Origin of the sequence: Pedococcus sp. 2YAF34 (assembly GCF_052114585.1) — a bacterium.
Taxonomy (GTDB): Bacteria; Actinomycetota; Actinomycetes; order Actinomycetales; family Dermatophilaceae; genus Pedococcus.
The window spans coordinates 1-25,989 of record NZ_JBFRFA010000026.1; the positions used below are offsets into that span (position 1 = coordinate 1).

Annotated in this window: 27 protein-coding genes; 14 read left to right on the plus strand and 13 right to left on the minus strand. The window is 72.2% G+C overall.

The genetic code is table 11. The features are described from left to right. On the minus strand, nucleotides 1-219 hold a 219-nt coding region (locus AB4Z02_RS13520; RefSeq protein WP_056884179.1), incomplete at its 3' end, for a hypothetical protein. A gap of 134 nt (nucleotides 220-353) precedes the next feature. Here AB4Z02_RS13520 and AB4Z02_RS13525 point away from each other — a divergent pair. From AB4Z02_RS13525 to AB4Z02_RS13540, 4 genes are all read left to right on the plus strand, one after another. Further along, nucleotides 354-1,268, plus strand: a complete 915-nt coding sequence (locus tag AB4Z02_RS13525) for a hypothetical protein (protein WP_235531457.1) — start codon at nucleotides 354-356, stop codon at nucleotides 1,266-1,268. Nucleotides 1,269-1,322: 54 nt separating this feature from the next. Then, nucleotides 1,323-3,038, plus strand: coding sequence for a DEDD exonuclease domain-containing protein (locus AB4Z02_RS13530; RefSeq protein ID WP_056883948.1), 1,716 nt, complete (start codon nucleotides 1,323-1,325; stop codon nucleotides 3,036-3,038). An 86-nt stretch (nucleotides 3,039-3,124) separates the two neighbouring features. After that, nucleotides 3,125-3,409 (plus strand): Lrp/AsnC family transcriptional regulator, encoded by a 285-nt coding sequence (locus AB4Z02_RS13535; protein ID WP_056883947.1) that lies wholly within the window; start codon nucleotides 3,125-3,127, stop codon nucleotides 3,407-3,409. Nucleotides 3,410-3,518: 109 nt separating this feature from the next. After that, entirely contained in the window at nucleotides 3,519-6,029 is a 2,511-nt protein-coding gene (locus AB4Z02_RS13540; protein WP_441971543.1) for an SCO7613 C-terminal domain-containing membrane protein, read from the plus strand. Between the two features lie 27 nt (nucleotides 6,030-6,056). Here AB4Z02_RS13540 and trpD read toward each other — a convergent pair whose 3' ends face one another. Together trpD and AB4Z02_RS13550 are read right to left on the minus strand one after the other, a co-directional pair. After that, the gene (gene trpD / locus AB4Z02_RS13545) at nucleotides 6,057-7,142 is read right to left on the minus strand and encodes an anthranilate phosphoribosyltransferase (RefSeq protein ID WP_441971588.1); all 1,086 of its coding nucleotides are present in this window, start codon (nucleotides 7,140-7,142) and stop codon (nucleotides 6,057-6,059) included. After that, complete coding sequence (locus tag AB4Z02_RS13550; protein ID WP_441971545.1) at nucleotides 7,139-7,591, minus strand: hypothetical protein; 453 nt, start codon at nucleotides 7,589-7,591, stop codon at nucleotides 7,139-7,141. The genes trpD and AB4Z02_RS13550 overlap by 4 nt, the downstream gene beginning before the upstream one ends. Nucleotides 7,592-7,744: 153 nt before the next feature. On the opposite strand from AB4Z02_RS13550, the gene ctaE reads away from it, so the two are divergent. The 5 genes from ctaE (at nucleotide 7,745) to AB4Z02_RS13575 (ending at nucleotide 12,711) form a co-directional block, all read left to right on the plus strand. Beyond that, nucleotides 7,745-8,419: an aa3-type cytochrome oxidase subunit III gene (gene ctaE / locus AB4Z02_RS13555; RefSeq protein ID WP_082590561.1), complete on the plus strand. Its 675-nt coding sequence runs from the start codon at nucleotides 7,745-7,747 to the stop codon at nucleotides 8,417-8,419. An 85-nt stretch (nucleotides 8,420-8,504) separates the two neighbouring features. After that, nucleotides 8,505-9,287, plus strand: coding sequence for a cytochrome bc1 complex diheme cytochrome c subunit (qcrC, locus tag AB4Z02_RS13560; RefSeq protein WP_056883944.1), 783 nt, complete (start codon nucleotides 8,505-8,507; stop codon nucleotides 9,285-9,287). Nucleotides 9,288-9,372: 85 nt separating this feature from the next. Beyond that, complete coding sequence (gene qcrA, locus AB4Z02_RS13565) at nucleotides 9,373-10,467, plus strand: cytochrome bc1 complex Rieske iron-sulfur subunit (RefSeq protein WP_441971546.1); 1,095 nt, start codon at nucleotides 9,373-9,375, stop codon at nucleotides 10,465-10,467. Further along, nucleotides 10,464-12,224: a cytochrome bc1 complex cytochrome b subunit gene (gene qcrB, locus AB4Z02_RS13570; RefSeq protein ID WP_056883942.1), complete on the plus strand. Its 1,761-nt coding sequence runs from the start codon at nucleotides 10,464-10,466 to the stop codon at nucleotides 12,222-12,224. Before qcrA ends, qcrB begins: the two co-directional genes overlap by 4 nt. Before the next feature lie 145 nt (nucleotides 12,225-12,369). Further along, nucleotides 12,370-12,711, plus strand: coding sequence for a metallopeptidase family protein (locus tag AB4Z02_RS13575; protein WP_441971590.1), 342 nt, complete (start codon nucleotides 12,370-12,372; stop codon nucleotides 12,709-12,711). Nucleotide 12,712: 1 nt separating this feature from the next. Here AB4Z02_RS13575 and AB4Z02_RS13580 read toward each other — a convergent pair whose 3' ends face one another. Continuing rightward, nucleotides 12,713-13,486, minus strand: coding sequence for an alkaline phosphatase family protein (locus AB4Z02_RS13580; RefSeq protein WP_441971548.1), 774 nt, complete (start codon nucleotides 13,484-13,486; stop codon nucleotides 12,713-12,715). On the opposite strand from AB4Z02_RS13580, the gene AB4Z02_RS13585 reads away from it, so the two are divergent. Further along, nucleotides 13,476-13,733 carry a hypothetical protein gene (locus tag AB4Z02_RS13585; protein ID WP_441971549.1) on the plus strand — a complete coding sequence of 86 codons (258 nt, stop codon included), beginning with the start codon at nucleotides 13,476-13,478 and terminating at the stop codon, nucleotides 13,731-13,733. The genes AB4Z02_RS13580 and AB4Z02_RS13585 overlap by 11 nt on opposite strands. Here the strand turns inward: AB4Z02_RS13585 and AB4Z02_RS13590 are convergent. The 4 genes from AB4Z02_RS13590 to ctaC all read right to left on the minus strand — a co-directional run bounded on the left by AB4Z02_RS13590 (nucleotide 13,726) and on the right by ctaC (nucleotide 18,310). Next, nucleotides 13,726-14,943, minus strand: coding sequence for a L,D-transpeptidase (locus AB4Z02_RS13590; protein ID WP_056883939.1), 1,218 nt, complete (start codon nucleotides 14,941-14,943; stop codon nucleotides 13,726-13,728). The genes AB4Z02_RS13585 and AB4Z02_RS13590 overlap by 8 nt on opposite strands. A gap of 267 nt (nucleotides 14,944-15,210) precedes the next feature. Then, the gene (locus AB4Z02_RS13595) at nucleotides 15,211-15,612 is read right to left on the minus strand and encodes a cytochrome c oxidase subunit 4 (protein WP_056883938.1); all 402 of its coding nucleotides are present in this window, start codon (nucleotides 15,610-15,612) and stop codon (nucleotides 15,211-15,213) included. Nucleotides 15,613-15,614: 2 nt separating this feature from the next. Continuing rightward, on the minus strand, nucleotides 15,615-17,414 hold the full coding sequence (gene ctaD / locus AB4Z02_RS13600) for an aa3-type cytochrome oxidase subunit I (RefSeq protein WP_056883937.1): 1,800 nt from the start codon (nucleotides 17,412-17,414) through the stop codon (nucleotides 15,615-15,617). Then, nucleotides 17,414-18,310, minus strand: a complete 897-nt coding sequence (gene ctaC, locus AB4Z02_RS13605; protein WP_441971551.1) for an aa3-type cytochrome oxidase subunit II — start codon at nucleotides 18,308-18,310, stop codon at nucleotides 17,414-17,416. Before ctaC ends, ctaD begins: the two co-directional genes overlap by 1 nt. 96 nt (nucleotides 18,311-18,406) lie before the next feature. Between ctaC and AB4Z02_RS13610 the strand changes: the two genes are divergently transcribed. Together AB4Z02_RS13610 and AB4Z02_RS13615 are read left to right on the plus strand one after the other, a co-directional pair. Then, the gene (locus AB4Z02_RS13610; RefSeq protein ID WP_441971552.1) at nucleotides 18,407-19,702 is read left to right on the plus strand and encodes a cysteine desulfurase family protein; all 1,296 of its coding nucleotides are present in this window, start codon (nucleotides 18,407-18,409) and stop codon (nucleotides 19,700-19,702) included. Continuing rightward, a complete protein-coding gene (locus AB4Z02_RS13615; protein ID WP_056883935.1) occupies nucleotides 19,699-19,986 on the plus strand; it encodes a sulfurtransferase TusA family protein in 288 nt (95 codons plus the stop codon). The genes AB4Z02_RS13610 and AB4Z02_RS13615 overlap by 4 nt, the downstream gene beginning before the upstream one ends. Before the next feature lie 40 nt (nucleotides 19,987-20,026). Here AB4Z02_RS13615 and aat read toward each other — a convergent pair whose 3' ends face one another. Both aat and AB4Z02_RS13625 read right to left on the minus strand, forming a co-directional pair. Beyond that, nucleotides 20,027-20,707: a leucyl/phenylalanyl-tRNA--protein transferase gene (gene aat, locus AB4Z02_RS13620; RefSeq protein ID WP_441971554.1), complete on the minus strand. Its 681-nt coding sequence runs from the start codon at nucleotides 20,705-20,707 to the stop codon at nucleotides 20,027-20,029. Nucleotides 20,708-20,710: 3 nt separating this feature from the next. Next, nucleotides 20,711-21,697, minus strand: coding sequence for a carbohydrate kinase family protein (locus tag AB4Z02_RS13625; protein ID WP_056883933.1), 987 nt, complete (start codon nucleotides 21,695-21,697; stop codon nucleotides 20,711-20,713). Nucleotides 21,698-21,765: 68 nt separating this feature from the next. On the opposite strand from AB4Z02_RS13625, the gene AB4Z02_RS13630 reads away from it, so the two are divergent. Beyond that, nucleotides 21,766-22,506: a flavodoxin family protein gene (locus AB4Z02_RS13630; RefSeq protein ID WP_056883932.1), complete on the plus strand. Its 741-nt coding sequence runs from the start codon at nucleotides 21,766-21,768 to the stop codon at nucleotides 22,504-22,506. A 112-nt stretch (nucleotides 22,507-22,618) separates the two neighbouring features. Here the strand turns inward: AB4Z02_RS13630 and AB4Z02_RS13635 are convergent, their stop codons facing one another. Continuing rightward, entirely contained in the window at nucleotides 22,619-23,008 is a 390-nt protein-coding gene (locus AB4Z02_RS13635) for a HesB/IscA family protein (RefSeq protein ID WP_441971555.1), read from the minus strand. Between the two features lie 103 nt (nucleotides 23,009-23,111). Beyond that, complete coding sequence (locus AB4Z02_RS13640) at nucleotides 23,112-24,278, minus strand: glycerate kinase family protein (RefSeq protein WP_441971557.1); 1,167 nt, start codon at nucleotides 24,276-24,278, stop codon at nucleotides 23,112-23,114. A 218-nt stretch (nucleotides 24,279-24,496) separates the two neighbouring features. On the opposite strand from AB4Z02_RS13640, the gene AB4Z02_RS13645 reads away from it, so the two are divergent. After that, nucleotides 24,497-24,718: a hypothetical protein gene (locus tag AB4Z02_RS13645; protein WP_441971559.1), complete on the plus strand. Its 222-nt coding sequence runs from the start codon at nucleotides 24,497-24,499 to the stop codon at nucleotides 24,716-24,718. A 27-nt stretch (nucleotides 24,719-24,745) separates the two neighbouring features. Here the strand turns inward: AB4Z02_RS13645 and AB4Z02_RS13650 are convergent, their stop codons facing one another. Next, complete coding sequence (locus AB4Z02_RS13650; protein WP_441971561.1) at nucleotides 24,746-25,852, minus strand: alpha/beta hydrolase; 1,107 nt, start codon at nucleotides 25,850-25,852, stop codon at nucleotides 24,746-24,748. Between the last annotated feature and the right edge of the window lie 137 nt (nucleotides 25,853-25,989).

The window sequence follows — 25,989 nt, forward strand, 5'->3', positions numbered from 1 at the left end:
GCCGACGGCGCGGGCGTGCGCCGCCCACGGCTCCCGCCGCGCGGTGACCGACCCGGCCTCGACGGCGGACACGAGGCCGACCGCGGCGAACCGGGTGACGGCCGCGCGCTCGGCCGCGTCGAGGGGGAGCTCGGACGTCGTGGGGGTGAGCAGCGCCGTGACCATGCAGTCGTCACAGTGCAGGTCACGCACGGGGCAGCTCTGGCAGTCGATGATCATCGCGATCACCCCTTCCTGTTCGGCACCACGGGTGGATGTCTTCCACCTGCCGACGACGGTACGAGAAGCCACCGACAACGCCCTCCGCACCAAACCTCCTCCCCCCTCCGCATCCCTCTGGCACAGTGACGCGCGTGAGCTCGCTGATGCCGCGGCTGGACCGGGTGACCCGGACGTTCTGGCGCACCGTGGGGCGACCCGTCGACCTCCTGGGCAGCGAGCGCTGGCTGGAGGCACCCGTGCACGACGGGGCCACCATCGGCGACCGCTGGCTCGCGGCTGAGGCAGCCCGGGTCGGCGGCACGCTGCAGGAGGAGCCTGGCGCCGGCCTGCTGCCGGACCTGTCCGCCCTCGACGGGCCCACCTTCCGCGCCGCCGACCTGCGGCCCGAGGTGAAGGACTTCTACGAGCACACCGCACGGTGGAGGATGGAGGTGTGGACCCAGTGGAACGCCCTGTTCCAGCCCGGGGGCGAACTCGTCTCGCGGTACTTCGGGCGCCGGGTCCACCAGCTCGCCCTGCCAACCCGTCCCCTCGACGTGGCCCGTGGCATGGACAGCCGGGTCGTGACGATCCTCGACCCTTCCGGCCGGCAGCGCGCCGCCGGCTGGCTGCGCACGCTGCGCTCGACCGGCGGGTACGTCTACAGCGGCTGCTACTCCAGCCGCACCCTGCCCGGCTCCCGCCAGCCGAGCGTGCACGTCGCCTTCCCGCTCGAGGCCGGCAACGTCCAGGTGTTCCTCCGGCCGTCCGTCCTGCCCGGGGGCGGGCTCGAGCTGCGTTCTCCTGCAGGCAGGTTCGGCCAGGACGGCGCCTACGTCCTGGTCGGCGAGCGCAACGCCGGCACCGGGTACAGGACCGGGGACAGGACTGCGAACGGGGCCGGGAACACGACTGGGGCACGTACCCACGCCGCCCGCCTCCCGATCCACGAGCTCTTCCGCGTCCACGTCGACGACGAGGGGGTCCTGCGCACGGACCACCTGCTGCAGCTCTGGTCGTCCACGGTCCTGAGGCTGCACTACAAGCTGACCCCCACCGGCGGCTAGCGCGGCGGGCGCGCCTGCGACGGGCTGTCACACCACCGACATACCGTCACTCCCATGCAGATGGTCCAGGGCACCTTCGACGACCTGGGGACGGCGCTGGCCGACGTCACCTTCGTCGTCGTCGACCTCGAGACCACCGGCGGCAGCCCGGCCGACTCGGCCATCACCGAGATCGGCGCGGTCAAGGTGCGCGGCGGGGTCGTGCTCGGAGAGTTCCAGACACTCGTCAACCCCCACGTGCCCATCCCGCCGTTCATCCAGGCGCTCACCGGGATCACCACGGCGATGGTCGCCGACGCCCCGCGCATCGAGTCGGCGCTGCCCGCGTTCATGGAGTTCGCGCAGGGCACGGCACTGGTCGCCCACAACGCCCGCTTCGACATCGGCTTCCTCAAGATGGCCGCCCAGCTGCAGGGCATCGAGTGGCCACGGCACACCGTCCTCGACACCGTCCACCTCGCGCGCCAGCTCGTCCCCCGCGACGAGGCGCGCAACCACAAGCTGTCGACCCTCGCCGCCCTCTTCGGCGCCACCACCACGCCCGACCACCGGGCGCTGCACGACGCCCGCGCCACCGTCGACGTCCTGCACGCGCTGATCGGGCGCGTCGGCAGCCTCGGCGTGCACACCCTCGAGGAGCTCACGAGCTACACCTCCCGGGTGAGCCCGGCGCAGCGTCGCAAGCGCTGGCTCGCCGACGGCCTGCCCGACGCCCCCGGGGTCTACATGTTCAAGGACGGCGACGGCCGGGTCCTCTACGTCGGCACGTCGGTCAACATCCGCACCCGGGTCCGCAGCTACTTCACCGCCTCCGAGCACCGCACCCGCATGGCCGAGATGGTCCGGCTCGCCGAGAGCGTGACCCCGGTCGTGTGTGCGACCACCCTCGAGGCGGAGGTCCGCGAGCTGCGGCTCATCGCCGAGCACAAGCCGCGCTACAACCGCCGGTCCAAGACGCCCGAGCGCGCGACGTGGGTCAAGCTCACCGTGGAGGCGTTCCCGAGACTGTCCATCGTGCGCGAGGTGCGCCCCGACGGCGCCCGCTACATCGGGCCCTTCGGCAGCCGCGCGTCGGCCGAGGCGGCCGTCGCCGCGGTCCACGAGGTCGTCCCGCTGCGCCAGTGCGTGCAGCGCCTGTCCCCCACCCGCAGGGTCGGCTCGTGCGCCCTGGCCGACATGGGCCGTTGCGGGGCCCCGTGCACGGGCGCCCAGAGCGTGGCGGACTACGGCCGGGTGGTCCAGGTCGCCGAGCACGCGCTCGTGGGCGACTCGCGCACCGTCGTGCAGGCGTTGCGCGCCCGGATGGGCACCCTCGCCGACCAGGAGCGCTACGAGGACGCCGGCACCCTGCGCGACCGCCTCCTCGCGCTCGTGCGGGGTATGGCGCGCGCCCAGCGCATCGCGCCCCTGGCTGCGAGCCCTGAGCTGGTCGCCGCCCGGCCCGCCGCCGTGGGCGGCTGGGAGGTCGTCGTCGTCCGGCACGGGCGGCTGGCGGCGAGCACCGTGTCCCCCCGCGGCGCCGACCCGATGCCCTACGTCAAGGCCGTCCGCGACACCGCCGAGGTCGTCCTGCCGGCGCCGTGGCCCGCCCCGGCCGCGATCCCCGAGGAGACCGAGAAGGTGCTGCGGTGGCTGGAGCAGCCCGGCGTGCGCATCGTCGACGTCGAGGGGGCGTGGACGTGCCCGGTGGGTGGAGCGGCAGGGGCACGAGCCGAGCTGGAGGGACCGGCCGAACGCCGCGAGGCGCCGGTCTTCGTCGCAGCCTCCTGACCACCGCCGGCCGCGACTCACCGCGACTCACCGCGACTCACCGCGACCAGCCTCGCGGCCGCGACCACCGCCGATACAGTGGGCGCGTGATCTCCGCCATCGTCCTCATCAACGCCGAAGTCGACCGGATCCCCGAGGTGGCCGAGGCCATCGCCGAGCTCGAGGGGGTCAGCGAGGTCTACTCGGTGGCCGGTGACGCCGACCTCATCGCCCTGGTGAGGGTCCGGGCCCACGAGGACCTCCACGACGTCATCGCCGGCCGGCTCAACAAGGTCCAGGGCGTCACGGGCACCAACACCCACATCGCGTTCCGCACCTACTCCAAGCACGACCTCGAGGCCGCGTTCAGCCTCGGGCTCGACGGCGACTGAGGGCACGGCCGTTCGGCCGATCTGAGTACGACTCCTCATCCGTGGGGGCGCCCGCCCCGACACACTCGGGGACACCACGCGCACCAGCGCGCCCGTTCCTGGAGGACCGATGCCCCCGATCCCCTGCCCGTCCTGCGGCGCCACCCTTCCGCCCTCCCCAGTGGTCTGCCCTGCCTGCCAGCTGCCCCTGACCGGCCCCGAGGCGGTCCAGCTCTGGCAGCTCGACCAGCAGCTGGCCTCCCTGCAGACCGAGCGCCTGGCCCTCATCGGCGCCCTGCGCGCCCGAGGCACCACCACGGTCCCCGCACCGAGCCGGCTCGGCCCGGCCCTCCCCGGGCCGCAGACGTCCGACCTGCAGAGTGCTGGTCCGCAGGACCTGGGGGCGGCCGGCACCACAGGGCCCGCGGCCCCGCTGTCGGCGCCTCGTCGCCGGTGGACGACCCAGCAGACCCTGCTCGCCGTCGGGGTCCTGCTCGTCCTGGTGGCAGCCTCCATCGCGCTCGCCTTCGCCTGGTTCGTCATCGGCCCCTACGGCCAGATGGTCGTCATGGGCGGCTTCACCGGCCTGGCCGTCTACTCCTCCCTCTACGTCTCCCGCCGCGCCCTGCCGAGCAGCGCCGAGGCCCTCGCCATCGTCGCGGCCGGCCTGCTGCTCCTCGACGTCTCGGCGGCGCGCCGCTTCGGCCTCTTCGGACTCGACCTCGTGAGCGGGCGCGGCTACACGGTCGTGACCGGCCTGCTGGTGGCCACCGGGCTCGCGGCGCTGCACCGGGTCGACCGTCGCATCGCTGCCTACGCCCTGACCTCGCTCACTGCTGCCTCGGTCGCCTGGGCCGGGGTCGTGTCGTTCGCGCACGGCCCTGCCGGGGCTGCGTCGCTGGCCCTGCTCGGGGCGGCTGCCTTCGGCGCAGCCCGGGTCGCGCTGCCGGGCTCGCTGGGCCTGACCCGGAGGGCGACCGGCGGCCCGGCGTCGTTGTGGAGCGCGGTCGCCCTGGCCACCGCGTTCGTCGGCGCGGTGCGGGACACCCGCCCGGAGCCCTTCGGCGCGGACATCGCCGGTCCCACCGCCAGCGGCCTCGCGTGCGTCGCGGTGCTCGTGGCGCTCTGCGTCGGTGGCGCCTTCGTCGTGCGCAGCGTCGTCGGAGTCCGGGCCGGCGTGCTCGGGTCGCGGGCCGCCGTCAGGACCGACTGGTCGGCCCGGCCGGTGTCCGGGGACTGGCGCGCCGTGACCCTGGTGGCGCTGGTGGCCACCGCTGCCGGTCCCGCCGCGGTCCTCGGCCTCGGGTCGCAGGTGGGGCCGGTCGGGACGGCCCTGCTCTCGGTGCTCGTGGCAGCCGTCGGCGCCGGCCTGCTCGCCCTGCGACCGGCGCGACAGTCGCTCGGCGACCTGTGGCTGCTCGGGCAGGTGGCAGCGGGCGAGCTCGTCCTGGTCGCGCTGGCGGCGCTGCACCACGCCGACGTCCCCACCATCGCCACCCTCGTCGCCACCGCGGCGCTGGCGGCCGCGGCCGCGGTCCTGCGCCCCCGCTGGTTGGCCCCCGCGGCGGGCGTGAGCGCGCTGGCGCTGCTGTTCGCCGTGGCCGTCGCCGGCCAGCTCCGCTCGCCCGGCACCCAGGTCCTCGCCGTGACCGCATACGCAGCCGTGCTCACCGCGTTCGCCCTGGCCCGCCGTGGGCGGCCGGACGAGCAGACCACCGGAGTGGTCGCCGCGCTCTCCTTCGTGCTGGCGCTGGCAGCCTCCACGCCGCTGCCCGACGGGTATGCCGCGGCCTCGCTCGCCGTCCTGGCCGCGGYCGCCGCCGCGACGGCAGTGCTGCGCCCACGCCTCCGCCCCGTCGCGGCCGGGGTGTCGGCCGTCACCGGCACCTCGTCCCTGTGGCTGGTGGGCGGCCTCGTCTCCCCCGACGTGCAGTGGATCCTGCTCGCCCTGGCTGCGGCGCTGCTGGCGACGCTGGCCATCTGGCTGCGCGAGCGCCCCGAGGAGGCCGTGCTGGGCATCGTCGCAGGGCTGGTCGCCGTCACCACCGTCACCCTCGCCCTCGACCGCGGCTGGCCGCACGCCGCCTCAGGATCGGCCGCGGCCTACGGCGTCCTGGCCGTCGTGTACGCCGCGCTCCCCCACCGCCGCGCCCTCGCGGCGGTGGCGGTCGCAGGCCTCACCACCGCCGTCTGGGTCGAGCTGCTCGAGGCGGACGTGATGCGGCTGGAGGCCTACACGCTGCCGTGTGCGGCGCTGCTGCTGGCCGCCGGGCTGTGGTCGCACCGCGAGCTGGGTGACCGCTCGTGGACGGTGGCCGGACCAGCGCTGCTGGTGGCGCTCGTGCCGTCGGCCGCGGCCACCGCGGTCAGCGACGACCTCCCCCGGGCCCTGCTGACGGCGACCGCCGCAGTGGCCGTCCTCGTGGTCGGCGCCTGGCGCCGCTGGCAGGCGCTCGTGGTCGTCGGAGCGGCTGCGGCGGCACTCGTGGCGGTCACCCAGCTCGGGCCGTTCACCCTGCACGCCCCGCGCTTCCTCACCCTCGGCACGCTGGGCGTCCTGCTGCTCATGGTCGGGGCGCGCTACGAGCAGCGTCGCGAGAACGCCCGCCAGGCACTGAGCTGGCTGTCCTCCCTGACCTGACCGACCTGGGCTGACGTGAACCGGCGCTCAGGCGCCCGTCGCGTCGGCCCAGGTCTGCAGCTGCCGCTGCGCGGCGCCGGAGTCGAGCGCCTGCTCGGCCCGGTCCATGCCGGCGCGCACACCGGCGACGAAGTCGGCGTCACCCGGGCCACGGTCTGGCACGGTCAGCGCCAGGGCGATCCCGGCGTTGAGGACCACCGCGTCGCGGACGGCGCCGCGCGCCCCGGCGAACAGGTCCCGTGCCACGGCGGCGTTGTGGGCGGCGTCGGCTCCCCGCAGCGCCTCGATGGGCTGACGCTCCAGGCCGAGGTCGACCGGGTCGAGCACCCGCTCCGTGACGGCTCCGTCCCTGACCCACCACACCGTCGACGTCGTGCTGAGGGTCAGCTCGTCGAGCCCGTCGTCGCCGCGGAAGACGGCCGCGTCCTTGCCGCGGCCGGCGAAGACGCCGGCCATGAGCGGCGCCATACGCGGGTCGGCGACACCGACGGCGGCATACGTGGGCTGGGCGGGGTTGGTGAGCGGCCCCAGCACGTTGAACGTCGTGCCGACGCCGAGCCCACTGCGCGCCGCCGCGGCGTGCTTCATGGCCGGGTGGAAGGCCTGGGCGAAGCAGAAGGTGATCCCCGCCTCGTGGGCCACCTGCCGCACGCGCTCGGGCGACAGCGTCAGGCTGACCCCTAGCGCCTCGAGGACGTCCGCCGAGCCCGAGGACGAGGAGGCCGCACGGTTGCCGTGCTTGACCACCCGGATACCGCTCGCGGCGATGACGACGGCGGCCATGGTCGAGATGTTCACGGTGTTGGACCGGTCGGCTCCGGTGCCCACGATGTCGAGGCTCGGGCCGGGGACCTCGATGCGGTTGGCGTGCGCCAGCATCACGTCGGCGAGCCCACGGAGCTCCTCGACCGTCTCGCCCTTGGAGCGCAGCGCGACGAGGAAGCCGGCCACCTGCACCGGGGACGCCTCACCAGCCATCACCTGGTCCATGGCCCAGGCGGCCTGCGGCGTCGTCAGGTCATGGCCGGCGATCAGCCGGGTGAGCAGGTCGGGCCAGGTGGGCCCGGCCTGCGTGTCGCCTGCGGGGGCCACGGGGCTGGACACCCCGGTCAGGAGGCGGTCGGGCGTCCGCGCCGACCCAGCTCCGCCACGGCAGCAGCCAGGGCGATGGGGTCGAGCGGGTGCGGCACGGCCAGGTCGGCCAGGGACCACGTCGCGAGCCAGCCGTCCTGGGGACGTCCGGTGAGCACGAGCACCGGGGGGCACTGGAAGATCTCGCTCTTGAGCTGGCGGCACAGGCCGAGGCCGCCGACGGGGGCCGCCTCGCCGTCGAGCACCAGCACGTCGAAGGAGGACGACTCAACGGCCTCGATGACGGCCGCCGCGGTGGCGCACTCGCGCCACGTCGCGACCTCGACGTCCCGCGCGGGACGGCGTCCGACGTTGACGCGCACGGCGTCGCGGGTCGTGCGGTCGTCGCTGTAGAGGAGCACCGAGATCTTGCGGACGGAGGTGCCCGCAGAGGTCGGGGTGTCGGCAGCGGTCGCGTGCGAAGCGGTCATGGCGCCGATGCTACCGGTGCGTGTCCGCCCGACCGCCGAGTGGCCGCCGCGAGCCGGCGCCACGGGCCGGGACGAGCCTCCCGGCGGCATACCGGGACCTGCTTCGCCACCCGTCGGGGGGTCGGAGGCGTGCCTGTTGCGCAATGGGCAATAATGGCGCTCGTGGCGACAGCATCCGCAGTGACCAGCGAACCCTCCCGCTCCGCCGGGAGCATTCCCGGACACGGTCCGGTCTCCCGACCCAACATGGTGTCGGTGGGCACGATCGTCTGGCTCTCCAGCGAGCTGATGTTCTTCGCGGGCCTGTTCGCGATGTACTTCACGATCCGCTCGGTCGAGCCGGACCTGTGGCAGGTGAAGACGGACGTGCTCAACGTCCCCTACGCCACCGTCAACACGGTCATCCTCGTGATCTCCTCGGTGTGGTGCCAGCTGGGCGTCCACGCTGCCGAGCACGGCAAGCCGCACCGCGGCACCGCGAGCCTGTTCTCCCTCAAGGAGTGGGGCATGCGCGAGTGGTACGTCCTGACCTACATCTTCGGGGCGATCTTCGTCTCCGGGCAGGTGCTCGAGTACTCCGAACTCGTCCACGAGGGCATCACCCTGTCGTCCGACGCCTACGGCTCGGTCTTCTACCTCACCACCGGCTTCCACGCCCTGCACGTGACCGGCGGCCTCCTGGCCTTCCTGCTCATCATCGGCCGCACCTTCACGACCCGGCACTACAGCCACGCGCAGGCCGCGGGCGCGGTCGTGACCTCCTACTACTGGCACTTCGTCGACGTCGTGTGGATCGCGCTGTTCGCCACGATCTACCTGCTGCAGTGACGCAGCCCGACGTGAGCCACCCCGAGAACCCCGACGTGAGCCTCACCCAGACCGCCCTGACCGCCCCCACCGACAGGACCGCCCCGTGAACGCCCTGGCCGCCCGCAGACGACACCCCGCCGCGATCGCCCTGCTCCTGCTGCTCGGCCTCGTCGTGACCGGCGTCGCCTACTCGTTCCTCTCGCCGAAGCAGGCCGACGCCGCCCCGGCTGCCGCCAGCCAGGTCCAGGACGGCAAGAAGCTCTTCCTCGCCAACTGCGCCACGTGCCACGGCCTGCAGGCGCAGGGCACCAAGGCGGGCCCGAGCCTCGCCGGTGTCGGTGCCGCCTCCGTCGACTTCCAGGTGGGCACCGGCCGCATGCCGATGGCCGCCCCGGACGTGCAGGCACCCCGGAAGCGCAAGCAGTTCAGCGACGAGGAGATCTCCGCGCTCGCCGCGTACGTCGCCTCGCTGGCCCCCGGCCCCGCAATCCCTGACGCCGACGTCAGCAGCGGCAAGGGCGGCGACGTCGCCAAGGGCGCCGAGCTCTTCCGCGTCAACTGCGCGATGTGCCACAACTTCGCCGGCTCCGGCGGGGCGCTGACCCGGGGCAAGTACGCGCCGAGCCTGCGTGACGTCGAGGGCAAGCACATCTACGAGGCGATGGTCAGCGGGCCGCAGTCGATGCCGGTGTTCAACGACACCAACATCGCCCCCGAGTCCAAGAACGACATCGTCGCCTACCTCCACGCGGTCGACAAGGAGGAGAACGTCGGCGGCATGAACCTCGGCAACCTCGGGCCGGTCTCCGAGGGCCTGTTCGTCTGGGTCTTCGGGCTCGGCATCATGGTCGCCTTCGCCGTGTGGCTCGGGAAGAAGGCCGCGTGATGAGCAGCTCACATCCGATGGCCACTTCTGCGCCGAAGGCGCACCATGGAACCCACGACTGCGACGCGACAGGACCGATCTCACGATGAGCGATAACGGCACGCCCCACGGCGAGGTCGTCGGCCACGACTCCGACGGCTACGGCGCCACCGCCGTCCGTCTGGACCAGGGTCACATCGAGGGCACCGGGGGCCTCCCCGAGCGCTTCGAGAACCCCGGCCTTCCGCCGCACGTCGCGCGCATGGCCGACCACGACGAGAAGGCCGCCAAGCGGGCCGAGAAGCAGGTCGCGACCCTGTTCGGCCTGTCCAGCCTGTTCACCATCGTGTTCGTCGTCGCGTTCTTCGCGATCGACCGCGAGAGCACGACGTTCATCCCCGGCATCGGGCAGACGAGCCTCTACAACGTCGTCATCGGCGTCTGCATGGCGATCGCCCTGCTCGGCGTCGGCGTCGGTGCGGTCCACTGGGCCAAGACGCTCATGCCCGACGAGGAGTCGGTCGAGTACCGCCACACCCAGCGCGCGAGCGACGAGGACCGCCAGCGCGTGGTCTCCGAGCTCACCCAGGGCGGCGAGAAGGCCCAGCTCGGCCGGCGCCCGCTGATCAAGTACTCCCTGCTCGGCGCGCTGGCGCTGCCCCCCATCACCCTCGTCGTGCCGCTCGCGGCCGGGCTCGGCCCGGTCCCCAAGGACGCGCTCTCCAAGACGATGTGGAAGAAGGGCGACCGGCTGGTCCGCGACCCCGAGCGCACCCCGATCCGCGCCGACCAGGTCACCATCGGGTCGGTCTTCCACGTGCTGCCCGAGTCGATCAAGGACTCCGAGCACGTGCTGGAGGACAAGGCCAAGGCCGCCGTCCTGCTCATGCGCCTCAACCCCGAGGACATCAAGCCCCAGAAGGAGCGCGACTGGGGCCACGAGGGCATCGTCGCCTACTCCAAGATCTGCACCCACGTGGGCTGCCCCGTGGGTCTGTACGAGCAGCAGACGCACCACCTGCTGTGCCCCTGCCACCAGTCGACGTTCGACGTGACGCAGGACTGCAAGGTCATCTTCGGCCCGGCCAAGCGGCCGCTGCCGCAGCTGAAGATCACCGTTGATTCCGAGGGTTACCTGGTGGCCGACTCCCCGTTCCGCGAGGCTGTCGGCCCGAGCTTCTGGGAGCGTGGACACGCATGAGCACCACACAGACCTCCCGCGGTGCCGACCGGCTCCGCGCTGACGACGCCAGGACCGAGGCCCCTCCGGCCGCCGGCCTGAAGGCCGTGGGCGGGGTCGCGGGCTGGCTCGACGACCGCACGGGTGCCGCGAAGCCCATCGGCTACCTCATGAAGAAGGTCTTCCCCGACCACTGGTCCTTCATGCTCGGCGAAGTCGCCATGTACTCGATGATCATCTGCCTGATCTCGGGCACGTTCCTCACGTTCTGGTTCGTGCCGAGCGCCGGGCAGGTCGTCTACGACGGCTCCTACCTGCCGCTGCGTGGCGTGACCATGTCCGAGGCCTACCAGTCGACGGTCAACATCTCCTTCGACATCCGCGGTGGCCTGCTCATCCGCCAGATCCACCACTGGGCCGCCCTGATGTTCATCGTGGCCCTGTCCGTGCACATGCTGCGCGTGTTCTTCACCGGCGCGTTCCGCAAGCCGCGTGAGATCAACTGGGTGATCGGCTGCATCCTGTCGATGCTGGCGCTGGTCGAGGGCTTCGCCGGCTACTCCCTCCCGGACGACCTCCTGTCCGGCACGGGCCTGCGCGCCGCCGAGGGCTTCATGCGCTCGGTGCCGGTCATCGGCTCCTACCTGTCGTACTTCGTCTTCGACGGCCCCTTCCCCGGCGAGGCGATCATCCCCCGCCTGTACTCCGTGCACGTGCTCCTGCTGCCCGCGATCCTCGTCGGCCTGTTCGTGGCCCACATCGGCCTCGTCTTCGTGCACAAGCACACCCAGTTCCCCGGACCGGGCAAGACCAACGACAACGTCGTGGGCTTCCCCGTCATGCCGGTGTACGCCGCGAAGGCCGGTGGGTTCTTCTTCATCGTCTTCGGTGTGCTGGCCCTCATCGCCGCCCTGGTCACCATCAACCCGATCTGGGCGTACGGGCCCTACGACCCGTCGCCGGTCACCGCCGGCTCCCAGCCGGACTGGTACATGGGTTTCGCCGACGGTGCGCTGCGACTGCTGCCCGGCTGGCTGGAGTTCAACGCCTTCGGGTTCACGTTCTCCTTCAACGTCATGATCGGCGCCATCCTGCTCATCCCCGTGATGTACGGGCTCATGGCCGCCTACCCGTTCCTCGAGCGCTGGGTGACCGGTGACGAGCGCGAGCACCACCTGCTCGACCGCCCGCGCAACAACCCGACCCGCACCGGCCTGGGCATGGCTGGCCTGACGGCGTACGGCGTCCTGATGTTCGCCGCCGGCAACGACCTGATGGCGATCAAGCTGGGGCTGTCGATCAACGACATCACGCACATCCTGCGTGCGGCGTTCTTCGTGGCCCCGCCGATCGCGTTCTGGGTCACCAAGCGCATCTGCCTCTCGCTGCAGCGCCGTGACCGCGACCTGGTCCTGCACGGCCGCGAGACCGGACGCATCGTGCGCACCGCCGACGGCAGGTTCTTCGAGCAGCACGAGCCGCTCGACGAGTACACCCGCTGGCTGCTGGTGCAGCACGACAAGCACGAGCCGCTGCAGCTCACCGCCGGCACCGACGAGCACGGGGTGGTCTCCCCCACCGCGCGCAAGGACAAGGTCCGCGCCGCCCTGTCGCGGTTCTACTTCGAGGACCGCATCGACCCGGTCACCCCGGCCGAGCTGGCTGCGGCCCACCACGACGGCCACGCCCTCGAGGCCATCGAGGAGGCCCCGCACGAGGAGTCGGGCTCGCGCCCGGCCCTGGAGAGCGCCCGCCGGGAGCCCCCCAAGCGTCCCTGACGCCCGCCTAATGGCTGGGGAACCACCTCCCCGCACCGTGTGCCGCCCGCTCGCCCGAGCAGGCGGCACACGGCGTTTCCGGCCCCGTCCCAAGGCCTCGTCCCAGGTCCGCTGGCACCCGTGGCAGGCTGGGGCCGTGGTGGAGATGGGGGCCCGGGAGTTCGAGGAGGCGGTCGGCGACGCCCTGGACGAGGTCCCGCCGGAGCTGATGGAGCTGCTGGACAACATCGTCTTCCTCATCGAGGACGAGCCACCGCCCGACGACCCGGACCTCCTGGGCGTCTACGACGGCACCCCGCTGACGGAGCGCGGTGACGGGTGGGCCGGGGCGCTCCCTGACCGCATCACGATCTACCGCGGGCCGCTCACCCGCATGTGCGAGGACCGGGACGAGCTGCTCGACGAGATCGCCGTCACCGTCGTGCACGAGATCGCCCACCACTTCGGCATCGACGACGCACGGCTCCATGCCCTCGGCTGGGGCTAGGTCAGCGCAGGCGCAGGCCGAACGCCTTGACCATCGAGGGTGCCGACGCGGCATACCCGAGCGGCGCGGTGCCGGTCACCTCGGCGTAGAGCCGGGTCAGCGAGTAGTGGGTCAACGGCGTGGTGACGACCACACCGCGCAGTGAGGGGTGGGCGACCACGGTGAGCACGACGTTGCCGGCGGAGTGGTCGTCCTCGTCGGCGGTGAGGACCACGGCGAGGCGTCCCGAGCGCCAGTCCGGCCCGGCCTGGATGTCCTTCATCCGGGCCGCGAACCAGCTGTCAGCAGTCGCCAGGGGGCAGTTGTGCGCGTCGTGGCACAGGTCGGGCAGCAGCATGCCGGCGTTCGGGAGGGTCCCCGTGCGGACGGCGGTGTCGAACGCCGCCAGCGGCAGGTTGTGGCGCGCGCACTGGGCCCGCTCGTCGACGAAGTACGGCCACGGGTTGTGCTTGACCGCGTAGTCCCCAGCACTGGCGAGCTCGCACGGGGTCGCCATGCCGTCGACGTAGACCGCCGCGGTCCGTCCCTTGGCGAGGGCCGCGCCGAAAACGGTCGGACCGGGCACCGCGTGCGCCGCGGGGGCGGCATCGTCGGCGACACCGTGGGTGCTCCCCGAGACCATGGCCAGGTAGTTGGGCAGCGACGGGTGCCGGGTGGCGGTGTAGTGGGTGGCATAGCCGTACTGGCGCGCGAGGCCGGAGGTGTACGGCATGGCCGCCTGCATCTGCGCCAGCGAGTGGTTCTCCACCACCACGACGAGGAGCTTGTCGACCACGCTCCGCGCCGACGGCGTGGCCGAGGGGCCACCGGCCGTCGCGGATGTCGCGGCGGGCGGCTGGGCAGTGCCGCTGGACGACCCCGAGGCCCGGGCTGTGGCGGTCGACGACGCGTCGGACCCCGTTCCGGGGCCGCTGCAGCCCGCCACCGCGAGCCCGGCGACTAGGACGCCGGCCACCAGGGCCCGCGAGGCGAGCACCCGCCCCGTCAGCCTCTGCCCTCGCCGCGTCCGCCCGGTCATGTGAGGGCGCTCTGCGCCTTCCACCCGTCGAAGGTGTACTGCCAGACCCCGATGCCCTCGGTGGGCAGGAACGGCCGGTTGGAGCCGGTGAACTTCACGACGTCGCCGACCTTGGAGGCGTCGAACATCCACTTGGCGTTGGCCGGCGACATGTTGACGCAGCCGTGGCTGACGTTGGCGTTGCCCTGGGAGGCCACCGACCACGGCGCCGAGTGGAGGTACTCCCCCGTCCAGGTCACGCGGAGGTTGGACTGGGTGACCTCCTTGTAGTAGCCGGGCTTGCCCTTGGGGATGCCGAGGGTGGTGGAGTCCATGGTGACCTCACCCTCCTTGCGGATGATGACCTTGGTGCCCGACCGGGTCTCGGTGAGCTTGCCGGGACGCCCGGTGCTCACGGGGATGACCTTGAGGACCTTGCCGTCACGCCGGACGGTCATGGTGTGGGCCTTGATGTCGACGGTCGAGACCATCGTCGACCCCACCGTGAAGCCTGCCGAGTCGTCGTTCGCGATCCACTTGTCCGGGCCGGTCTGCAGGCCGGTGAGGGGTGCCTTGACGGACACGGTCGTCCCGGGCTGCCAGTAGGTGGCCGGGCGCCACATCAGCTGCCGGTCGTCGAGCCAGCCCCAGGCACCCGCCTGCTTGGGCGTCGTGGTGACACTGACCCGCTTCTCGACCGCGGCGCGCATCGCCTTGGACGCGACGGCGGAGTCGAACTGGATGCTGACGGGCATGCCGACGCCGACCGTCTGGCCGGCGTAGAGGATGCCGTAGGTGGCCGTGACCTTGGGCTTGAGGGTGCTGAACGTCGAGGTGGTCGTCGACGGGCTGCCGTCCTCGCCCTTGGCCGAGACGGTGACCGTGTAGGAGGTGCTGGGCGCCAGCAGGGCCGTCGACGTCCACGCGCCCTGCACGACCCGTCCCGGGACCGGGGCGCCGTCGGGACCGGTCACGCGCACCGTACCGAGCTCACCGGTGACCGCCTTGACGGTGACGGACGCGTCCGGGCGCACCCCGGTGGCCTGGTCAGCAGGGCTGACCTGGAGCTCGGCGGGCACGGTCGTGGGGGTCGAGCTCGACGAGGAGGAGGGCGTGTCCCCGGCTGCCGCGGCGGTGCCGGCAGCGCTCGTGCCGGGGCTGGCAGGGCTGCCCTGGCAGCCCGCGACCAGCGCCGCGGCGAAGACCGCTGCGAGGACGCCGGCGGCGCCGCGCATCCGAAGTGACCTACCCACCACGTCAAAGCTCCCTGTGTCCCTGCGCCGCCGCGCGGCGCCTCCTGCTCGTACTCGGTCCACCGTGGGCGCGGTACGGCACGTGCCGTGGAGCACCCACACCTGGACAGACGCCTGGGGACTCCGTCAGGTTGGCGGTTCACGGTCCACCCCGCGGACCGCGTGCCCATCGTACGCTGCCGGCCGGCCCCCAACGCCGACAGGCGCCCTCGCCGCCGTGCGGTGGGACGCCTGTCGTTCAGGCTGCGCTCAGACTGCGTGCGGGCCCTTGAAGTACTCGAACGTCCAGCCGACGAGCGCCACGACGCCGAAGGCGGCACCGATGATGAACAGCCACCACCCGACGGCGACACCGAGGAAGCACACCGCGGCACCGGCGGCCAGGGGCAGCGGCCACCAGGAGTGCGGGCTGAAGAAGCCGTACTCGCCCTCCTGCTCGGCGATCTCACCACTGGGGTTGTCCTCGGGGCGCTCGGGGAGCCGGCGGGCGGTGGCCCACAGGTAGAAGGCCACCATGATCCCGAGCCCGGAGGAGAGGAACAGGCCGGCGGGGCCGACGGGCTCCTTCCAGTGGGTGAAGATGCCGTAGGCCAGGCCCACCGGCGCGAAGAAGGCAGCGAGGATGACGAAGAGCTTGTACTCGATCTTCATGGTCAGTCGCGCTCCTCGTGGAACCGGGGGTGCAGGTCCTGGTCGTACTCACCGGTGCGGTGGCCGTGCTCGTCCTCGGACACCTCGGCGGGGCCGATGATCCGCGTCAGCGTGTCGGGGTCGGCCTGGAGCCCACCCCCGGGAGCTGCCTCCGGGTGGTGCAGGTCGAACGCCGGACGCTCCGAGCGGATGCGCGGGATGGTGTCGAAGTTGTGCCGCGGCGGCGGGCAGGAGGTCGCCCACTCCAGCGAGGCGCCGTAGCCCCACGGGTCGCCGGTCTCCACGAGCGGGGCCGTGCGCCACGTCTTCCACACGTTGTAGAGGAAGGGCAGCGTCGAGGCGGCCAGCAGGAACGAGCCGTAGGTCGACACCTGGTTCTCCCAGGTGAAGCCGTCCTCGGGCAGGTAGTCGGCGTAGCGGCGCGGCATGCCGTCGACACCCAGCACGTGCTGGATGAGGAACGTGGTGTGGAAGCCGATGAACAGCATCCAGAAGTGGATCTTGCCGAGCGTCTCGTCGAGCATGCGCCCGGTGAACTTCGGCCACCAGAAGTAGAACCCGGCGAACATCGCGAACACCACGGTGCCGAACACGACGTAGTGGAAGTGGGCGACGACGAAGTAGCTGTCGGAGAGGTGGAAGTCCAGGGCGGGGCTGGACAGGATGATGCCCGTCAGGCCGCCGAACAGGAACGTCACGAGGAAGCCGATCGCCCAGAGCATCGGCGTCTCGAACGAGAGCTTGCCGCCCCACATCGTGCCGATCCAGTTGAAGAACTTCACACCGGTGGGCACGGCGATCAACATCGTCATGACCGAGAAGAAGGGCAGGAGCACCTGACCGGTGGCGTACATGTGGTGCGCCCAGACGGTGACCGACAGGGCCGCGATGCCGATGGTGGCGAAGACCAGGGTCTTGTAGCCGAAGATCGGCTTGCGCGAGAACACCGGCAGGATCTCGGAGATGATGCCGAAGAACGGCAGGGCGATGATGTAGACCTCTGGGTGCCCGAAGAACCAGAACAGGTGTTGCCACAGCATGGGCCCACCGTTGCTGGGGTCGAACACGTGGGCACCGAACTTGCGGTCCGCGCCGAGCGCCAGGAGCGCGGAGGCGAGCACCGGGAAGGCCATCAGCACCAGCAGGGAGGTGATGAGGATGGTCCAGGTGAAGATCGGCATCCGGAACATCGTCATGCCGGGCGCGCGCATGCAGATGATCGTGGTGATGAAGTTGACGGCGCCGAGGATCGTGCCGAAACCACCGAGCGCGAGGCCGAAGACCCACAGGTCGCCACCGAGGCCGGGGCTGTTGGACGCGTCGGACAGCGGCGCGTAGGCGAACCAGCCGAAGGACGCGGCACCGCTCGGGGTCAGGAAGCCGGCCGAGGCGATGAGGCCACCGAAGAGGTAGAGCCAGTAGGCGAACATGTTGAGCCGCGGGAACGCCACGTCGGGCGCGCCGATCTGGATCGGCATGAGGGCGTTGGCGAAGCCGGCGAACAGGGGCGTCGCGAACAGCAGCAGCATGATCGTGCCGTGCATGGTGAACAGCTGGTTGTACTGCTCGGGGTTGTCCACGATCTGCAGGCCCGGCTGGAACAGCTCGGCGCGGATCAGCAGCGCGAGCACACCGCCGAACATGAAGAAGATGAAGGAGGTGATGAAGTAGAGGTTGCCGATGACCTTGTGGTCGGTCGTCGTGATCCACTTCACGACCGTCTGGCCCTTGGTGAGCCGGCGGGTCGCGGTGGCCTCCGTCGAGCGGAAGTAGGTCGAGGTCGACTCGGTTGCGGCTGCCATCACTTGGTCCCTGAGTCCTTGAGGATGTCCTGCTGGTTGGGCATGACCTTCTTGGTGCTGAGGCTGTTGTCCAGCTGGCCGTCGTTGCCTGCGGCCTTCAGCTGGGAGATGTGCGCCTCGTAGTCGGCCTGCGACACGACCTTGACGTTGAAGAGCATCTGCGAGTGGTATGCGCCGCACAGCTCGGCGCACTTGCCCTTGAACTCGCCGATCTCGGTCGGGACGACCTGGAACCGGTTGACCCGGCCCGGGATCATGTCCAGCTTCTGCAGGAACGCCGGCACCCAGAAGGAGTGGATGACGTCGCGCGCGGTGAGCACGAACTCGGTGCGCTTGTTGACCGGCAGGTAGAGCGTGGGGAGGTCCTTCTCGGCACCGGGCTGGCCCGTGAGCTCGGCCTGGGTGCCGGTCTCGTAGGTCTGCTCGTTGACGTAGTTGAAGTCCCAGCTCCACTTCTTGCCGACGACGTTGACCACGACGTCGGGGTGCTTGGAGGTGTCGAGCAGCGTGGCCTCGTCACGGGCGGTGTAGTAGAAGAGCACCGCGATCATGAAGACCGGGACGACCGTGTAGAGGATCTCCATCGGCACGTTGTAGCGCAGCTGCACCGGGAGGGTGGTGTCGTCCTTCTTGCGGCGGTAGGCCACGACGCACCACAGGATGAGGCCCCAGACGAGCACACCCACGGCGAGGGCGGCGATCCAGGCGCCGTTCCACAGCCGGGTGACGTGCTCGCCGTTCTCGCTGGCGGCACGCGGGAGGAAGCCGTCCTGGACCCGGCCGGCACAGCCGGACAGGGCGAGGGCGACGACCGCCAGGCCGAGGGCCGTGGTGGATCTCCTGCTAACGGACCGCCGCCGGTGAGGGCGCGGCGCAGAGACGTCGTGCTGACGCAACGGTGCACCTTCTTCGAAACAGTGATGGGCCATCAAGCGCAAACCCTACTCCAGCCCATGCGGCTCGTCCGGGCAGGGTGCGGCTAACGTCGGGGTGTGGCGAACCCCCATCCCGACGGCCCCGGCGACGCCTCCGAGGGTGCCCCCGGCAGCGCCTCGGCAGGCCCTGCCGACGGCGCCCGAAGGGGTGCCGTCGACGGCGGTCGTGCACGAGCCGGTGAGGGCGGTCGTCGCGTCCTGCTCGACGCCTCCCCCGGCCCGATGCACCCGGTGGCCCGGGAGACGCTCGCCGCCGCGGTCGACGCCGGCTGGGCCGACCCGCGCCGGCTCCACCGGGAGGGACGCACGGCCCGCCGGCTGCTCGACGACGCGAGGGCCGTCCTCGCCGAGGGCCTGGGCGTGCGGGCCGAGGAGGTCGCCTTCGCCCCGGACGGGCCCACCGCCGTGCGCTGGATGGCGCAGGGCCTCACGCACGCCGCCCGCCGCCGGGGGGCTCGCGTGGTCGCCTCGGCGGTCGAGCACTCCGCGGTGCTTGTCCCGGCGCGCCACGCGGCGGCCCTCGCCGGCGACGCCGACCTCGTCGAAGAGGTGGCCGTGGACCACCTCGGCCGGGTCGACCTCAAGGCCTGGTCCACTGCCGTCTCGCTGCCCGGGACCGTCGCCGCCTTCCTGCAGCACGCCAACGGTGAGGTCGGCACGATCCAGCCCCTCGGGGCGGCGCTCGAGGCCTGTCGCGCCGCCGGTGTGCCGCTGGCCGTCGACGCCCAGTCGTCCCTCGGCCGGGTGGCACCGCCCGTCGACTACGACGTCCTCGCCGGTGACGCCCTGTCCTGGGGCGGCCCCGGCGGTGTGGGCGTGCTCGTGGTGCCCTCGCGCACCCGGTGGCTGCGCCCCGGACCGGTCGACCCCGACGCCGGGCTCAACGGCCCCTCACGCCACCACCCGTGGGTGCCGCTCGCCCTCGCCGCCGCCGAGGCGTGGCAGCAGACGGCATCCGACCGGGAGGCCGACGCGGCGCAGGCACGCGCCCTGGTCGACCTCGTCCGCGAGGCCGCAGCCGCGGTGCCGGACGTCGAGGTGGTGGGCGACCCGCAGGACCGCCTCCCCCACGTCGTGACCTTCTCCGCGCTGTACGCCGACGGGGAGGCGCTGGTGCGCGAGCTGGACCGGCGCGGCTTCGCGGTCGCCTCGGGGTCCGCGTGCACCTCCAGCACGCTGGAGCCGAGCCACGTGCTGGCCGCCATGGGCGCCCTGACGCACGGCAACGTCCGCGTGACCCTGCCGCTCGCCTCCGTGGCGCCGCACCGAGCCGAGGACGTCCGCGCCTTCGCCGCGCAGGTGGCGCCCGCGGTGGCCGCTGTCCGCGCCGAGCTGGGGGCCGAGCACCTGTGAGCGGCACCGGTCCGGGCACGGCGGCAGCGCACGAGCGCGACGTCGAGGTCGTGGACGCCCGAGGGCTAGCCTGCCCCGTACCGGTCATCCGCCTCGCCCAGCACGCCCGCGACGCCTCCCCCGGCACCGTCGTGGAGGTGTGGGCCACGGACGCGGCGGCCGCCGCGGACGTCCCTGCGTGGTGCCGCATGCGCGGACAGGACTACCTCGGCGCGCGGTCGGTCACGGCCGACGACGGAAACAGCTACGCGGCGTACCGCGTCAGGGTGACCGCGCCGCCCTGACCGCTCCGGGCGGCGCTGACCGCTCCGGACCGCCCCGCCCTCAGGCCGTGAAGGTGGGCGGCGCGAGGTCCAGGGCGGCGTCGAGCCGCTCGAGGTAGTCCTCGCGGGGTATCGAGACGATGCCGAGGGTGCGCAGGTGGTCGGTGGCCCACTGCACGTCGATGATCCGGCGCGGGTCGCCGTCGGCGAAGACGAAGCCCGCCATGGCCAGCACCGCGGCCTTGGACGCATCGGTCTCCCGGTGGAACATCGACTCCCCCGCGAACAGGCCACCGACCGCGAGGCCGTAGAGCCCTCCCACGAGCTCGCCGTCGCGCCAGGTCTCGATGCTGTGGGCCCAGCCCAGGGCGTGCAGCTCGGTGTAGGCGTCGACGATCTCAGGCGTGATCCAGCGACCGTCGCGGGTGGGGTCGGCGCACGCGGCGAGCACCTCGTCGAAGGCGGTGTCGACCCGCGTCTCGAAGTGGCGCAGGGACCGGCGCAGCGAGCGGCTCGCGTGAGCCGCCCCGGGCAGCAGGACACCGCGGGGGTCCGGCGACCACCAGCCCAGCGGCCGGGCGCCGTGCTCGCCGAGACCCATGGGGAAGACCCCGCTGCGGTAGGCCTCGAGCAACGTGCCGGCGCGCAGGTCACCCCCGACCGCGACCAGGTCCTCCCCGGCCTCGACCTCCGTCAGGTCGAACTCCCACGACGTCGGGAGCGGTTCGATGGGGTCCCTCACGGGTCAGGGCGCCACGCAGGCGATGTGGGGCTCGATGGCGTCGGCGGAGGACTGGCCGTAGGCGTCGGCGAGGCGCTGCAGGAAGCTCGCCTTGCCGAGGGTGTACTCCTGCGTGCCCACCGTCTCGATGACGTAGGTGGCCAGCATCGACCCGAGCTCGGCCGCGTGCCGCAGCCCGAGGTCGGCAGCGAGGCCAGTGAGGAACCCGGCGCGGAAGGCGTCGCCCACACCCGTCGGGTCGGCGCGACGGACCTCGCGGGCGACGTGCACCTCGACCGGCTCCTCGCCCCGGCGCTCGATGACCACGCCGTCCTTGCCCTTGGTCGTGACGCGGGTGGTGACGCGGTCGGCGATCTCCTCCGCGCTCCACCCCGTCTTCTGGGAGGTCAGCGCCGCCTCGTACTCGTTGGTCAGCAGGTAGTCGGCGCCGTCGATGAGCTGGCGGATGGTCTCGCCGTCGGCGAACGCGAGCTGCTGGCTCGGGTCGGCCGCGAACGGGATGCCCCGCGAACGGCACTCGCGGGTGTGGCGGAGCATCGCCTCGGGGTCGTTGGCCCCGATGACCACGAGGTCCAGGCCGCCCACCCGGTCGGCGATGGGCCCGAGCTCGATGGCGCGGGCCTCGCTCATGGCGCCGGCGTAGAAGGTCGCGATCTGGGCCATGTCCTCGTCGGTGGTGCAGACGAAGCGGGCGGTGTGCTTGGAGTCCGAGACGTGGACCGAGGTGCAGTCGACGCCGTTGCGCTCCAGCCAGCTGCGGTAGTCGGCGAAGTCCTCACCGACCGCGCCGACCAGGATCGGGCGCTGCCCGAGGTTGGCCATGCCGAACGCGATGTTGGCGGCCACGCCTCCCCTGCGGACCTCGAGGTCGTCGGCGAGGAACGACAGCGACACCTTGTCGAGCTGCTCGACGACCAGCGAGTCGCGGAACCTGCCCTTGAAGGTCATGAGGTGGTCGGTGGCGATGGACCCGGTGATGGCTATCTGCACGTCCGGCAACCTACCCGGTCGGCGCGGTGGGCGTTGCCGAGGTGCGGCGGCGGGAGGAGCATTTGGCCATGACCGACCTCGAGCACGACTTCTCCGGACTGCGCGCCATGTTCGTCAACTGCACGCTCAAGCGCTCTCCCGAGCAGAGCAACACCCAGGGCATCATCGACAACAGTGCGGCGATCATGACCAGCCACGGTGTCGAGGTGGAGGTCGTCCGGGCGATCGACCACGACATCGCCACCGGCGTCTACCTCGACATGACCGAGCACGGGTGGGACCGCGACGAGTGGCCCCTGCTGTTCGCCCGCATCCTCGACGCCGACATCCTCGTGCTCGCCGGCCCCATCTGGCTCGGCGACAACTCCTCGGTGACCAAGAAGGTGATCGAGCGGTTGTACGCCGGCTCCTCGATGACCAACGCCGCGGGGCAGTACGTCTACTACGGCAAGGTCGGTGGCGCGGTCATCACCGGCAACGAGGACGGCATCAAGCACTGTGCGTCCAACATCCTCTACAGCCTGCAGCACATCGGGTTCAGCATCCCGCCGGGCGCCGACGCGGGGTGGATCGGCGAGGCGGGTCCCGGGCCTTCGTACCTCGACCCCGGCAGCGGAGGCCCGGAGAACGAGTTCACCCAGCGCAACACCACCTTCATGACGTGGAACCTCATGCACCTCGCCGCCATGTTCAAGGCGGCGGGCGGGTTCCCCGTCGGCGGCAACCAGCGCACCGAGTGGGACGCCGGGGCGCGCTTCGACTTCCCCGAGCACCCCAACCCCGAGCACCCCAACCCCGAGTACCGCTGACCGGGCATGGCCGCCCCGGCGAGGCCGGCTGGGCGCGCGCCGTACCGCGGACACGACGAAGGGCCCCACCGCGCGGTGGGGCCCTTCGAGGTGCGGCAGGCGCCGCGGTGGCTCAGCTGAACGAGTCGCCGCAGGCGCAGGAGCTGCCGGCGTTGGGGTTGTCGATCGTGAAGCCCTGCTTCTCGATGGTGTCGGCGAAGTCGATGCTGGCGCCCTCGAGGTAGGGGGAGCTCATGCGGTCGACGACGACCTCGACACCGTCGAAGTCACGGACGAGGTCACCGTCGAGGGTGCGCTCGTCGAAGTAGAGCTGGTAGATCAAGCCGGAGCAGCCACCGGGCTGCACACCCACACGCAGCCGGAGGTCGTCGCGACCCTCCTGCTCGAGCAGGGACTTGACCTTGGCGGCGGCGACGTCGGAGAGGAGGACGCCGTGGGTCGTCTCGGCGGCCTCGGCCGGAGCCGTGGTGCTGGCCGGAGCGGTCTGGTCCTGAACACTCATCGTGATGCGTCCTTCATGTCGGTGGTCGGGGGTCGGCTGACCATCGGTGCCAACCCACGGGGTGCGGGGAATGTTCCCCCGCGCACACCACTGTACGTCGTGCCTACCGCTGGGGGGACCAGGTGGCCGCGACGCGGGCGGTGCGCGCCGCCAGCGTGCCGACCGGGTCGGCCATGGCCGCCTCGACCTGCTCGCGTGACGTGGCCACGGCATAGGTGCCCGACAGCCCCAGGGTCATCGCCTCACGGCGGCCCACGAGGGTCTGGCCGGCGATGACGATGCTCGGCGTCGCGGTCTCGAGGGCCACCGCGGCGACGCCCGCCACGACCTTCCCCTGCAGGCTCTGCCAGTCGAAGCTGCCCTCGCCGGTGACGACCAGGTCGGCGGCCGCCAGCAGGTCGCGGAACCCCACCGCGGACAGCACCTCCCCCACCCCGCTCACGCGTCGGCCGCCCAGCAGGTAGAGCGCGTAGCCGAGCCCGCCCGCCGCGCCGGCGCCCGGCTGCTTGTCCAGGCGCACCGGCTTGCCCGTGAGCAGGTCGGTCGTCTCGGGAAGGCTGCGGCGCACCACCTCGACGTACCTGCCCAGCGCGCCCTCGAGGGCCTGCGCGAGCTCGGGCGAGGCCCCCTTCTGCGGCGCGAACACCGCCGAGGCGCCCTGCAGGCCGAGCAGCGGCGACTCGACGTCGCTGGCCAGCACCAGCTCCACGCCGGCGAACCGCTCCCGCACCGAGTCCAGACCGGACAGTGCGTCGTCGCGCAGGTCGCCGAGCTGGAGCCCGCCCCGGGCCAGGTCCTCGGGCCGGCCGACGCCCAGCGCCCCGAGCAGCCCTGCTCCCCCGTCGTTGGTGGCGCTGCCGCCCAGCCCCACGACGATGCGCGTGGCCCCCATGGACAGCGCCGCCTCGAGCAGCTGGCCCACTCCCCACGTGCTGGTCAGGGCGGGGTTGCGCTCGCCCGCGTCGAGCAGGTGGAGCCCGGCGGACTGGGCGGACTCGACGTACGCGGTGCGTCGCGCGCCGTCCTCGACCACGAGCACGGCGGCGGGCACCTCCCGACCCAGGGGGTCGGCGACGGTCACGGCCAGGGTCTGCGCCTCCGGGAGCGCCGAGCCCAGCACGTCGAGGAAGCCCGGGCCGCCGTCCGACAGGGGCAGCAGGGTCAGCAGGTCCTGCGGTGCGGTCTGGGCCCAGCCGTCGGCCATGGCCTGCGCGGCCTGCTGGGCGGTGAGGGTGCCGGTGAAGCAGTCCGGGGCGATGACGACGTGCACGCGCCCATCCTTCCACCGGCCGGTGGGAGCCGGGTGCCGCGAGGGCCGCGGACGCCCGGCAAGGGCTGCTTTCCGGACGTTTGCGCAGGTCAGCGGCGCGTACAGCGCCTCGCCACTCCCTGGCGCCTGCCGGACCAGGGGTGTCGCCAGGGTCGAGCAAGACGAATCAGGCACCCCTCGCGTCACCAGACCCGGCCGAAGTGGAGGAGACTGGACCAATGCGCCCCCGTCAGCCCGCCAAGAAACCCGTCCTGAAGAACAGCCCGTTCCAGGCCCAGCCGACCCCCGAGCTGCACGACTTCGCGGTCAACGACAGGGTCACCCACGACCGTCACGGACTGGGTTCCGTGCTCCGGATCACCGGTGACCGCATGGAGGTCCGGTTCGGGCAGAGCACCGTCAGCGTGGCGCTCAACAGCACCAAGATCCACCCCCTCTAGGCCGCCTCCCGCCCACCGCCGCCCGGGTCACGCCGCGAACCCCGGGACGTTGTGCGCCAGCCAGGTGAGCGCGGTCGGCAGCTCGGCCGCCCACAGGGGTTCACGGTGTCCCCCGGTCTTGAGCAGGTCGGTCGTCACCGACAGCGGCGCCCGCACCGCCTTGAGGAACCGCGCCGTCTGCGGGTAGGAGTAGCCGTCCGGCTTCGCGGACTGGACCCACATGGCCAGGGGCGGCGGCGCGGTCCGCGCCAGCCGGATGAGGTCGTACCGGGCCGGCGTGGTGGTTCCGAACGGCCGGTACGCCCGGGTGAACTCGGGCTGGAACGACCCGCTGAACACGATGTCGCCGCCGAAGACGTCGGGGTGCCGCAGCCCCACCATGGCGGCGCACCACCCGCCCTCGGAGTAGCCCGCGACGGCCCAGGACGACCGTCGGGTGTCGACGCGGAAGTGGCCGGCGACGTACTCCGGGACGTCCTTGGCGAGCCACGTCTCCACCTGCGGCGTCCCGCGCGGGCCGTTGACGCACTCGGCGTCGATGTTGCCCGGGATGTTGATCTGCGGCATCACGACGATCGACGGCCGGATGGTGCGCGACGCGACGAGCCCGTCGAGGGCCTGCTGGACCCGCATCCCGGTGAGCCAGGAGGTGCTGCTGCCGGGGAACCCGTGCAGTGCCTCGATCACGGGGTACCGCGTGCTGGACGACGCGGAGTAGCCGGCGGGGAGGAGCACGCTGACCGGGGCGTGCACCCCGCTGTGGGTCCCCACGACGTCGAGGTGCTGGATGCGGCCCGCGGCGAGGGTGGCCGCGGAGAACGCACCGCCCACGTCCACCCCGTGCCCCAGCGCGGCGGTGGCGGCCTTCCTGGCCGAGGCGCCGTGGTGGGTGACCGTGACCGGCGAGCGCGCGCCGGCCAGGTCCGACCAGCTCACGTAGAAGCCGAACTGGTCGTTGAGGGCGGCTCCGGCGAGCGAGAGGACGAGGACGTTGAGGACGAGCACGGAGACGGCGCGCGTCGCCATCTGCGCACCCCGGCGGCGCAGCCGTGGGCGCCCGAGCACCAGCGCCGCGAACACCGCGAGCGCCAGCAGGCCGAGCACCACCAGCAGCCCTGTGGACGTGAGTGCCACCGACGACCTCCGATCGGGGCCCCGGCCCCGGCCCCGGCACGTGCCGGGAGGCTCTCCGGTGCCCCGGTCCCCCACGGTGCGACAGGTGGCTGGGAGCGTGCTGGACGCCGGCTGTGACCATCCCCGGAGACGGCGGG

Coding starts and splice junctions, on each gene's coding strand:
- AB4Z02_RS13530 (WP_056883948.1), top strand. CDS start 1,323: ATGCAGATGGTCCAGGGCACCTTCGACGACCTGGGGACGGCGCTGGCC.
- AB4Z02_RS13550 (WP_441971545.1), bottom strand. CDS start 7,591: ATGACCGCTTCGCACGCGACCGCTGCCGACACCCCGACCTCTGCGGGC.
- ctaE (WP_082590561.1), top strand. CDS start 7,745: ATGGCGCTCGTGGCGACAGCATCCGCAGTGACCAGCGAACCCTCCCGC.
- qcrA (WP_441971546.1), top strand. CDS start 9,373: ATGAGCGATAACGGCACGCCCCACGGCGAGGTCGTCGGCCACGACTCC.
- qcrB (WP_056883942.1), top strand. CDS start 10,464: ATGAGCACCACACAGACCTCCCGCGGTGCCGACCGGCTCCGCGCTGAC.
- AB4Z02_RS13575 (WP_441971590.1), top strand. CDS start 12,370: ATGGGGGCCCGGGAGTTCGAGGAGGCGGTCGGCGACGCCCTGGACGAG.
- AB4Z02_RS13590 (WP_056883939.1), bottom strand. CDS start 14,943: ATGCGCGGCGCCGCCGGCGTCCTCGCAGCGGTCTTCGCCGCGGCGCTG.
- AB4Z02_RS13595 (WP_056883938.1), bottom strand. CDS start 15,612: ATGAAGATCGAGTACAAGCTCTTCGTCATCCTCGCTGCCTTCTTCGCG.
- ctaD (WP_056883937.1), bottom strand. CDS start 17,414: ATGGCAGCCGCAACCGAGTCGACCTCGACCTACTTCCGCTCGACGGAG.
- AB4Z02_RS13630 (WP_056883932.1), top strand. CDS start 21,766: ATGACCGACCTCGAGCACGACTTCTCCGGACTGCGCGCCATGTTCGTC.
- AB4Z02_RS13635 (WP_441971555.1), bottom strand. CDS start 23,008: ATGAGTGTTCAGGACCAGACCGCTCCGGCCAGCACCACGGCTCCGGCC.
- AB4Z02_RS13645 (WP_441971559.1), top strand. CDS start 24,497: ATGCGCCCCCGTCAGCCCGCCAAGAAACCCGTCCTGAAGAACAGCCCG.